The organism is Sulfuricurvum sp., assembly GCF_022759005.1.
Taxonomy (GTDB): Bacteria; Campylobacterota; Campylobacteria; order Campylobacterales; family Sulfurimonadaceae; genus Sulfuricurvum.
In genome coordinates this window covers 1-10,327 of the sequence record NZ_JAEMQA010000135.1, presented here as the reverse complement: position 1 = coordinate 10,327, position 10,327 = coordinate 1, and the positions used below count along the sequence as shown (strand labels likewise).

At 44.8% G+C, this 10,327-nt stretch carries 9 protein-coding genes; 3 read left to right on the top strand and 6 right to left on the bottom strand.

The genetic code is table 11. From position 1 onward, the window contains the following. Nucleotides 1-383: orotidine-5'-phosphate decarboxylase (gene pyrF, locus JHC35_RS08385; RefSeq protein WP_295044146.1), on the bottom strand; the 383-nt coding region annotated here is incomplete at its 3' end. 128 nt (nucleotides 384-511) lie between these two features. Here pyrF and JHC35_RS08380 point away from each other — a divergent pair. Further along, complete coding sequence (locus tag JHC35_RS08380) at nucleotides 512-1,078, top strand: YceI family protein (protein WP_295044144.1); 567 nt, start codon at nucleotides 512-514, stop codon at nucleotides 1,076-1,078. An 85-nt stretch (nucleotides 1,079-1,163) separates the two neighbouring features. Here the strand turns inward: JHC35_RS08380 and JHC35_RS08375 are convergent, their stop codons facing one another. Further along, nucleotides 1,164-1,565 carry a hypothetical protein gene (locus JHC35_RS08375; protein ID WP_295044141.1) on the bottom strand — a complete coding sequence of 134 codons (402 nt, stop codon included), beginning with the start codon at nucleotides 1,563-1,565 and terminating at the stop codon, nucleotides 1,164-1,166. Between the two features lies 1 nt (nucleotide 1,566). Further along, on the bottom strand, nucleotides 1,567-4,185 hold the full coding sequence (locus JHC35_RS08370) for a valine--tRNA ligase (RefSeq protein ID WP_295044138.1): 2,619 nt from the start codon (nucleotides 4,183-4,185) through the stop codon (nucleotides 1,567-1,569). Nucleotides 4,186-4,283: 98 nt separating this feature from the next. On the opposite strand from JHC35_RS08370, the gene fliW reads away from it, so the two are divergent. Continuing rightward, on the top strand, nucleotides 4,284-4,667 hold the full coding sequence (gene fliW, locus JHC35_RS08365; protein WP_295044135.1) for a flagellar assembly protein FliW: 384 nt from the start codon (nucleotides 4,284-4,286) through the stop codon (nucleotides 4,665-4,667). A gap of 35 nt (nucleotides 4,668-4,702) precedes the next feature. Then, the gene (locus JHC35_RS08360; RefSeq protein WP_295044132.1) at nucleotides 4,703-6,778 is read left to right on the top strand and encodes an ATP-dependent helicase; all 2,076 of its coding nucleotides are present in this window, start codon (nucleotides 4,703-4,705) and stop codon (nucleotides 6,776-6,778) included. On the opposite strand, the gene JHC35_RS08355 is transcribed toward JHC35_RS08360, so the two are convergent. The 3 genes from JHC35_RS08355 to JHC35_RS08345 are packed head-to-tail and all read right to left on the bottom strand — an operon-like array spanning nucleotide 6,775 to nucleotide 10,313. Continuing rightward, nucleotides 6,775-8,025, bottom strand: coding sequence for a type II secretion system F family protein (locus JHC35_RS08355; protein WP_295044130.1), 1,251 nt, complete (start codon nucleotides 8,023-8,025; stop codon nucleotides 6,775-6,777). The two genes, JHC35_RS08360 and JHC35_RS08355, sit on opposite strands and share 4 nt — an antisense overlap. Beyond that, nucleotides 8,022-9,758: a GspE/PulE family protein gene (locus JHC35_RS08350; protein ID WP_295044127.1), complete on the bottom strand. Its 1,737-nt coding sequence runs from the start codon at nucleotides 9,756-9,758 to the stop codon at nucleotides 8,022-8,024. Before JHC35_RS08350 ends, JHC35_RS08355 begins: the two co-directional genes overlap by 4 nt. A gap of 15 nt (nucleotides 9,759-9,773) precedes the next feature. Continuing rightward, the gene (locus JHC35_RS08345) at nucleotides 9,774-10,313 is read right to left on the bottom strand and encodes a hypothetical protein (RefSeq protein ID WP_295044124.1); all 540 of its coding nucleotides are present in this window, start codon (nucleotides 10,311-10,313) and stop codon (nucleotides 9,774-9,776) included. Between the last annotated feature and the right edge of the window lie 14 nt (nucleotides 10,314-10,327).

The following is a 10,327-nucleotide window of genomic DNA, read 5'->3' as shown; positions in this document are numbered from 1 at the left end:
ACATGGCTGAATTCACCCTCTTCGAATGAGGTGAGGGCAGTCACCGCAAGAACGAGTGGCCGATTCTCATAGAGTTCCAAGCGTTTCATCACTTCACGCATCGCTTTACGTCCTGAAGATGCGTGGACATTGAACATATCGACACCCAATCCCATGATCGATTCAGCGGCATCCGCCATGGTGTTGGGGATGTCATAGAGTTTGAGATCCAAAAAGATTTTAAACTCGGGATTGATCGCTTTGATCGCATCGATGAACGGTTTTCCGTCACGGATGTACGAGCGCAGACCCACTTTGAGCCAAATAGGGTAGGCTTTGATTTTTTCGATAAGGGCTAAATTTTCTTCTTGTGATGGGAGATCGAGTGCGACACAAAGCTGCATGGAATACCTTTGAAAAGTGATACTAAAAGTATAACGAAGCTTAAATTTATTGCGCATTATTTTTGCATTAATAATCCATTGTGAAAAACACTCTACAATAAAGATCATATTAACCCAAAGGATTGACGATGAAAAAGAGTTTATTAGCAACAGTTTTTGCCGGTCTATTGCTCGGATCTACGTGTGCTTCGGCTGCGGTCTATAAAGTGGACCCTTCACACTCAACGGTCGGATTTAAAGTCAAGCACATGATGATCAGCACCGTAACGGGAAAATTCGGAAATTTTAGCGGAACGTACGATTTGGACAAAGGGGTATTTAAATCGCTTAGCGGGATAATCAAAGCGGATTCTATCGATACAGGGATCGCAAAACGGGATGATCACTTGCGCAGTGCCGATTTCTTTGATGTGGCGAAATTCGGCGATATAACGTTTACCATGACAAGTGCATCAAAATCTAAAATGACGGGTAATCTCACGATTCACGGTATCACCAAAAAAGTGGTCTTGGATGTTGAGATGGGCGGAGTTGTCGAAGATCCGTGGGGCAATCAACGTTCAGGGTTTGTCTTGAACGGTAAAATCAATCGCAAAGATTTCGGTTTGAACTGGAACAAAGCGATCGAAGCGGGTGGTGTTGTCGTCGGCGATGAAGTGAAACTCGTTGTAGAGATCGAAGGGATCGCGGAATAAACTTTGGAAAAATCTGCCTCGAACGAGGCAAGCTTTAGTGCCATAGCGGCAAGCGTAGCTGAGCGGGGCTTTGCTCCGGCAGCGTTTAAAAAATTTTAATGAATCCGTCCCGTTTGGGGCGGAATCCACTGAGATCATTGATCGAAATTCCTCGCTGTTTTCCCCACACCAAAACACTTTGACATTTGTGCATTTTGGCATAATCGCACAGGTAATCGACCATTTCACCGCTGAGGTGCTCACACCCGATGTAGGTGACGAAATCATCTACGATCAGATGACGTCCCAACTCCAAATTTTCTCGGATACTTACCCCTGCATAGACTTGTAACTCGCCTCGCTGATAGGCACCGATAGGACGATAGTCTTTGGGGTATTGGGATGTGATGAACGCATCGAATGCTTCGGGGGTGAGCTCGGGGCGGAGGGTCGTGAGGAGGGCAAACCCCTCAACGAGTTCGGATGCGGAGAGTTCTCGAAATTGCAAATTAATTGCCTAATGCGCCGAGCTGCGCATCGATTTTGGCTATTTTATCTTCCGCATCGGCAAGTCCTTCACGGTTTTGGGTAATGACCGCTTCGGGAGCATTAGCGACAAAACGTTCGTTTGAGAGCATTCCGCGTAGTTTATCCGATTCTTTTTGGAGCTTTTCGCGTTGTTTGGTGAGACGATCGATGATAGGGGTGAGATCAATTGCATCGGTCGGGAGATAAACTTCGACAATCTCGCCGATATCGCTGATCGCATTATCGATTTTCCCTTCTGTAAAACGGAGTGTTTCGACTTTTGCTAGGCGCGTGATGAACGGTGCCATCATCTCATGGTTGCCGGAGCATTTGAGATAGGCAAGATCGATTTTTTGGTTGCCTAGATCGACGAGGGTTTTGGCGCGTCGAATGGTAACGATCGCATCCATGATCATCGCAAATTCCGCTTCGATAGACTCATCAATCTCTGTATTGTCAGGATATGCCATAACCATGATTGAGTTCCCCTCTTCGAGGGATGTTCCGGAGAGCTCATGATAAAGGAACTCGGTGATAAACGGCATAAACGGATGGAGCAGTTTCATCGACTCTTTAAAGATACTCCCCAGCTCATTGACACTCTCTTTGGAGGCTTTACCCAACTCGATACCCCAGTCACAGAACTCATTCCACAAAAAGCGGTAGAGTACGGTCGCCGCATCGTTAAAGCGGTATTCATCTAAGAACGCTCTCGTCTCTGCCGTCGCGCGGTGGAAACGGCTGAGCATATAGCGCCCCAACGGAGTGGTGACCTCTTGGTCCGCCAAATCTTTAAAGGTTGGGACGTTCATTTGGAGGAATTTTGAGGCGTTGAAGAGTTTGTTGGTAAAGTTGCGGCTTTGCTCTAGGCGATCCGTGCTCAGACGAATGTCACGTCCTTGAACGGCAAGGACGGCAAGGGTAAAGCGAAGGGCATCAGCACTGTACTTTTCGACCATATCGAGCGGGTCGATAACGTTGCCTTTGGATTTGGACATTTTTTGACCGTGTTCATCGCGCACCAAGGCATGGAGATAGATGTGATTAAACGGCAGCTCTCCTGTGAAGCTCTCACCCATCATCATCATACGGGCAACCCAGAAAAAGAGAATGTCAAATCCGGTAATGAGGAGGGTGTTCGGATAAAAACGAGCCATATCTTCGCTTTGGAAGAGTTGATCGCCTGCCGTGTCACCGTTCCCCCATCCCAGCGTTGAGAACGGCCACAGAGCGGAGCTAAACCATGTATCCAGTACATCCGGATCTTGGGTGAATTTTGTGCTTGCACAATGGGGACACGCACTCGGATGTTCTTCTAAGCTCGCCCACTCATGATCGCATTCGTCACAGTAAAATACCGGAATACGGTGTCCCCACCAAAGCTGACGGGAGATACACCAGTCGCGCAAATCACCCATCCACGCATTATAGCTGTTGATCCAGTGAGCCGGGAAAAATTGGGTTAGTCCCGCATTGGTTTTATCGATAGAACCGCGTGCTACTTCGCTGCGGACGAACCACTGTTTCGAGATGTAGGGTTCGACGATATTTTTACAGCGGTAGCAGTGACCTACTTGGTGGGTGTGTTCTTCGATTTTTTCGATGAATCCTGCCTCTTCGAGACGCTTAACGATTGCAGAGCGTGCTTCAAGACGTTCTAACCCCTCGAACTCTCCCGCGTGGTGGTTCAAAATCCCTTTTTCATCGAATACGGTGATGAATTCCAGATCATGACGTTTACCTACTTCGTAGTCATTCGTATCGTGTGCAGGGGTAACTTTAACGACCCCTGTTCCGAACTCACGATCGACATGGCTGTCGGCAATGATTTTGATCTCTCGGTTGATAAGCGGCAAGGTGACGCTTTTCCCGATAAGGTGAAGATAGCGCTCATCCTCAGGATGAACCATAACCGCTGTATCCCCGAAATAGGTTTCGGGACGGGTGGTAGCAACCACGACATGACCGCTGCCATCACTGAACGGATAGCGCATATGGTAGAAATTCCCTTGGTGCTCTTCGTGTTCTACTTCGATGTCACTGAGTGCGCCGTCATGGGTACACCAGTTGACCATGTAGTTGCCGCGAACGATGAGGTTTTGGTTATAGAGGTGGACGAACGCCTCTTTGACGGAGGATTTTAGCCCCTCATCCATCGTAAAGCGCTCACGGCTCCATGCAGGAGAAACACCGAGTTTTCGGAGTTGTCCCACCATGATCCCGCCACTCTCCTCTTTCCATGCCCAAACGCGCTCCAAAAATGCGTCGCGTCCGAGTTCCTCTTTGGTTTTTCCCTCAGCTAGGAGCTGTTTTTCCACAACGTTTTGGGTCGCGATCCCTGCGTGGTCGGTTCCCGGTTGCCAAAGGGTCATATAGCCGTCCATCCGTTTGTAACGAACAATGATGTCTTGGAGGGTAAAGGTGAGAGAATGCCCGATATGAAGCCGTCCGGTGACGTTCGGCGGAGGCATCATGATGGCGAAATGTTTATTCGGTTTTGCTATCGTCTTGTTGCCATCGATCTCGAAATAGCCTCGATTTTCCCAGATAGGATAGTAACTCTCTTCGATATTTTTTGGATCGTAATGGGTAGCAGACATAAAAAAACCTTGGTAAAGATAAAATATCGCGAATTATACCAAAATTCAGAGGAACGTTTATTGCTTTGCTATAATGTAATTACAATCAAAGGGTAGCGATGCAATACGATGTAAAGTCGACGATATTAGGATTTGATCAAATAAGCAAGGTTGAATTGAGTGAAATTGATGAGATGTTTGCTACTCTCAAAAGTTCTGATGGGACTGGTATCAGTTTTACACTTGTTAATCCTTACATGCTACGTGAATACTCTTTTGATCTTCCGACACAGATTAGAGTTTTACTCGATATTAATGAAGATTCAAAGGTCCTAGTATATAATATCGCCGTTATTCAAGATCCGCTCGATGAATCATGTATCAACTTTTTAGCCCCGCTTATTTTTAATCAAGACAATGCGACTATGGCTCAAGCGGTATTGGATGTGAAAAATCATCCCGGTTTAGGGTTGGCCGAACCGATCAAAAAATTTACAGCATAGCTTAGCCTCTTTATGTGGGGGCTTCAAGGAGCCTCTTGCCACTCTCCCGCCTCAACGATCAGCAATATACCGCCGCAACCGCACCTTATGGACACAATCTTATTATTGCTTCGGCCGGTACTGGGAAAACCTCGACGATCGTCGGACGCATTGCGTATCTGATTTCACAAAACGTCAAACCTGAAGAGATATTGCTTCTCACCTTTACCAACAAAGCGGCGCAGGAAATGGTAGAACGTGTGGCGATTTTTTTTGGGCGCGAGATCGCTTCGAAAATTGATGCGGGGACATTTCATGCGGTGAGCTACCGATGGCTCAAACGAAAAGAGGGGAAAGTTGTTCTCAAGCAGCCTCGCGAACTAAAAACGCTGTTTCGCAGTGTCTATGAAAAACGGACGTTCAGCCATATTGACTGTGCGACGCCTGCATACGGTGCCAACTATCTCTACGATGTTTATTCGTTTTACCAAAATACGGAACTTGAGACAAATTTCGAAGAGTGGATATTGACCCGTCAGGACGAACATGCCGTGTATGCCGCCATCTATGCCGATATTATCGATGAATTTGAAGGACTGAAAAAAGAGTACGGGTTTGTCAATTTCAACGATTTGCTTTTACATATGAGAGATCTGGCGAAAGAGAGCGATTTGGGGTATAAGGAGGTCTTGATTGATGAATATCAGGACACCAATGCTTTGCAGGGGACGCTGATCAATGCGATGCGCCCTCCATCGCTCTTTTGTGTGGGAGATTACGATCAGAGTATCTATGCCTTTAACGGTGCGGATATTTCGATCATCGGGTCGTTTACGACCAATTTCCCCGATGCCAAGGTCTATACTCTCAACAAAAATTACCGCTCAACTGTCCCCATTCTCTCGCTTGCCAATACGGTGATCGCTTATAACGAGCGCATTTATCCTAAAGCACTCGAAGTGACCCGGACAGGAGAAGCCCACAGCCCCACTTTGTTAGTGTATGATGAACTCTTTGATCAGTATCACGGCATTGCTCAAAAAATCGGGGATTCCTCTACCAACCGCGAAGAGATTGCCGTCATTTTTCGGAACAATGCCTCGGCAGACGGAATTGAAGCTTCCCTTCGAGAGCTAGGGATCGCGTGTCGCCGTCGCGGCGGAACGAGTTTTTTTGATTCCAAAGAGGTTAAAGCGCTTCTCGATATTTACACGTTACTTGTCAATGAGTCGGACATGATGGCGTTTATCCATCTCTTTGATTATGCCAAAGGGGTAGGAAGCGCTGTAGCAAAAGAGCTTTTTGTTGCGTTGCAAAAATTGGGGAAAGGGTCTTTTTTACGCGGGTTGTATTCGCCTGACTCTGAGATTAGCAATCCGTTTGAGAAACGGCGACTCAACCATCAGTTAGGGCTGTTTGATGATTTTGCGGAGATGGGGAGTGCGGGACGATTTGCAAAGCTCGGTTTTGATCCAAACTTTATGGGAAATCCGATTTTAAAACATGCCAAACTTTCCAAAGATTCAGCGACATTTTTACATGATTTATTCAATTTGTTCCGTCAACTTAAAGAGGTGAAAGAACCTAAAGTTGCAGTTCAGAAAATTGCATTATCGGCTCTTTACGGACATGTGATCGAGTTGCTCTCAACTAGGCGAGCTATGAATGAAAACGGTGCGATTGATGAGAGAGCAAAAACAGAGTCACAGGAACGTATACGGCGTAAATGCACCTTATTGTTTGAACTCTCGTGTCCTTACAAAGATCATGAACGTTTTTTAAATGCAATGGTTTTAGGATCGCAGGATTTAACGCAAGGTGAAGGGGTTCATCTGTTGAGCATTCATGCTTCAAAAGGGTTAGAATATCAAGAAGTCTATGTGATCGATTTGATGGACGGACGGTTCCCAAACCGAAAACTGATGAGCCGTAGCGGAAGTATCGAAGAGGAGAGACGGTTGTTTTACGTCGCGGTAACACGGGCAAAAGATCGATTGTTTTTGAGCTATGCAAAGTATGACAAAATCAAGAAAACAAACTTTGTCCCTTCGCAGTTTTTGTTTGAAGCGGGTCTCATCCCTAAAGATGAAATGTACAATGCTTTGGTCACAAAAGGTTTGCAAGAAGATTAGGCCTGCCGGCCATTGACCGCAGCCCCCATATTCCACATCGGTAAGAAAATGCCCAACGCCAACAAAACAACCATACATGCAATGATCAAAAGCATAATCGGCTCAATCGCTTCGGAGAGGCCGTCGATGATCGCATCAAAGCGCATTTTATAGTACTCCATAACTTTTTGCATCATGGCATCGAGTTGACCGCTCGATTCACCTGCAGAGATCATCTGGATGATCATATTCTCAAACAATCCTGTTTCTTGAAGTCCGCTATGAAGGGTTCCTCCTTTTTCAACGGTTTGACGTACTGTCATCAACCTTGCCTGAAGAGGAAGCGAATCGATCATGGCAATAGAGGTCTCCAGTGCTTCTGCAATCGGAATGCCGGCACGTACCAGCTCAGAAAAGACGAGGGTAAAACGGCTGAGTGTTGCATACATAATGATATTTTTGATGAGATAGGTTTTGAGTAAAAACTGGTGCCATCGATAACGAAATTCTCGGTTGTGGTTAAGCATGTATCGAAATACAAAAACAAAGATAAAAATCCCCGCTAATACATAGAGCCCGTATGTATTAAATAGGTGCTCTAAAAAGAGGAGGATTTTTGTCGGGAGGGGTAGCTCGGCATGAAGCTGTTCAAAAATTGCTTTAAATTGAGGAACAACGTAGGAGATTAAAACCGTAAAGGCGATAGCCATTGCAATCATGACGTTCCGGGGATAAGCCATTGCTTTTTTAAACTTGATGACATTGCGGCGGATCTCTTCGAGCATATCGGCCAATTTATGGAGTGCTTCGGCCATATTACCGGTTTTTTCTCCCAGTTCAATCATGGCTAATGAAAGATTTCCCAGTTCGTAATGAAATTTGTGGGCAGAATGAGAAAGGCTATGACCGGCGTTGATATCTTCGGCCATGGTTCCTAAAACGCTTTGTAATACTTTATCGGTTGTTGCTTCGGCGATCTCTTTGAGGGAGTCATGAATGGAAATACCGGCATTCGTCATAACGGCGAGTTGACGAATGGCAGCAATAAGGGCATCTTGTTTCAGTTTACGCTTGCGTACATTAGAGAAAAGAGTCTCTTTAAAGCGTTTGAATTGATCTTCAAGGGGAGGCTCGGATTCGGTGATTTTGAGTACCATCCCTGTAAATTTGATTTTCGCTAAATAGTGAGCCTCTTTTTTATTTTCGGCATAGAACCCTTGGTCGACTTTTTTCCCTTTTGTGAGGACCGTTGCTACAAAGTATTTCATCCTTTTGCCACCCTTAGTATTTCATCTAATGTTGTTATTCCTTGAACCGCTTTGGCCATACCGTTCTCAAACATTCCGACAAACCCTTCCGCTTTTGCTTGTCTGAGCAGATCGTCTTTCGAGGCACTTCGGGCGATCATGCTGGAAATTTCTTCGGTGATAGGTAATACTTCACAAATCATTTCCCGCCCCATATATCCTGAACCGTTACACTCTTTACATCCTGCCCCTGCATAAAAAACGGTATGCGGAGGGATCATTGAACTGTATTCTTGTAGCAGTGTTTGAGGAATATCAATCTCTTTTTTGCAGTGTTTGCAGATACGGCGAACCAACCGTTGTGCCTGTACGGCGACGAGTGCACCACTGATGAGATAGGGCTCTATCCCCATATCCGACATACGCGGGATGGCGCTGATCGCGTCATTGGTGTGGAGAGTTGAAATAACCAAGTGCCCTGTTAGTGCGGCTTTGATAGCAATTTCCAATGTTTCGTGGTCACGGATCTCCCCGATCATGATTTTATCGGGGTCTTGTCGCAGAATAGAACGTAATGCATCGGCAAATGAAAGTCCTACTTTCGGATTAACTTGCACCTGCTGAATCAAATTCATACGATACTCAACCGGGTCTTCAACGGTGATTACTTTGTCTTCGACATTCCGAAGTTCATTTAATGCGCCGTATAGGGTTGTTGTTTTACCGCTTCCGGTCGGTCCCGTAACAAGGATAATCCCAAATGGAGATTGAAGTCCTTTGATCAATTTTTGGTAGCTTTCTGAATCCATTCCTGAGTCTTCAAGTTTGACGAGAGCTTTGGTTTTATCCAAAATACGCATGACGATCGATTCACCGTAAATGATGGGGAGGGTGGAGAGACGAAAGTCAAATTCAGCGTCCATGACGATGGCTGAAAAACGACCATCTTGGGGTTTACGGCGTTCGGCGATATCGAGATTCGCCAATAGTTTGATACGCGATGCAAGTGGAGGATAAATATCCCTGTCAAAAATGAATATTTCAGTTAGTTTTCCATCAATCCGTCCTCGAACGACACAGTTTTTTTCTGTCGGTTCTATATGGATATCACTCGCACGCCCTTTGATACATGCTTTGAGGATAACGTCGATTAGTTGCAAAATTGAAGAAGCTTCTTGCTGCTCTTCAAGTGTACCAATATTGCGAAGTTCATTTCGGATATTGGTGACGAGTTCTTTGACGCTGTCTTTGAGCTCCATTTTAAACAGATAGGCTTGTATCTGTTTTTCGGTAGCAACGGCAATCTTCACTGACTTGCGAGGAAAAAGGCGCTGAATAGACTCTTGCGCTTCAAGATTGAGAGGATCCGCAAAAGCAACAACGACGTACATGTCATCTTGAGAGATAGGGAGTGCATTGTACCGTTTTAATTGTGCCGTCGGAATTTTTTCGATAAGACGATAATCCATATCAATCGAGTCTAGGTCCATAAACGGAACTTCCATTACTTCCGCTAAATGGGTTAATACGGAGGCTTCATCTAAAAAATGGTAATTTTTAATGATAGAGAGCTCATATTGACCGAGACGAATTTGTTCTACGATAAATCGCTTTATAAAATTGAGAGATACGGCACCTACTTTAGTAAGCATCTCAAGGACTGTATCTTCTTGTACCCCCCGTGATGTTAATCGGTCGATTTGTTGTTGAGTTATATGGCGTTTTTCTAGTAAATCATGGGTTATGTGATCCATATAGAAATTCCTTATTTAATAAACATGATGAGCAGTTAATATTTTATCATAGTATTCATCGATAATAATGCTTTTGTGAGCTCTTGTGTCTGCTGTATAGAGTTTGTAACTTATTCGCTTGTCGGAGAGGTCTTGATACTCTTTAATGGATTGACTGGACTGAGAATCTTTGAGATAGAGCTCAAACACTTTTGAAAGGGTGTGTGTGCTGGTTGGAAATTTAAGATTTTGAAGAGGCTTGTTATCGTACAGCGCAGCCATCAATAAACTTTTTTGCATCAACAAAAGTGAAAAATACGCACTGTTCGTACGCGCTTCTTTTGTTTGATTTAGTAACGTTATAGGTCCGCTCAATCGATCAAGCATGTCTGCTTTGAGACATGAAAAAGCGTAGAGAGAAATATATGCTTCATCACTCTGGTGATATAAAAGATCTTGTTGTCCTAGATTGCATGCTTGGAGGTAACTTCCTTGTTGATACAAATAAAATAGGCGTTGTTTGGAATCAGCAAACAATGTGCTAAATAATAGAATAATTAAAAAGAGTAATTTCATTTAAATGATCCTCG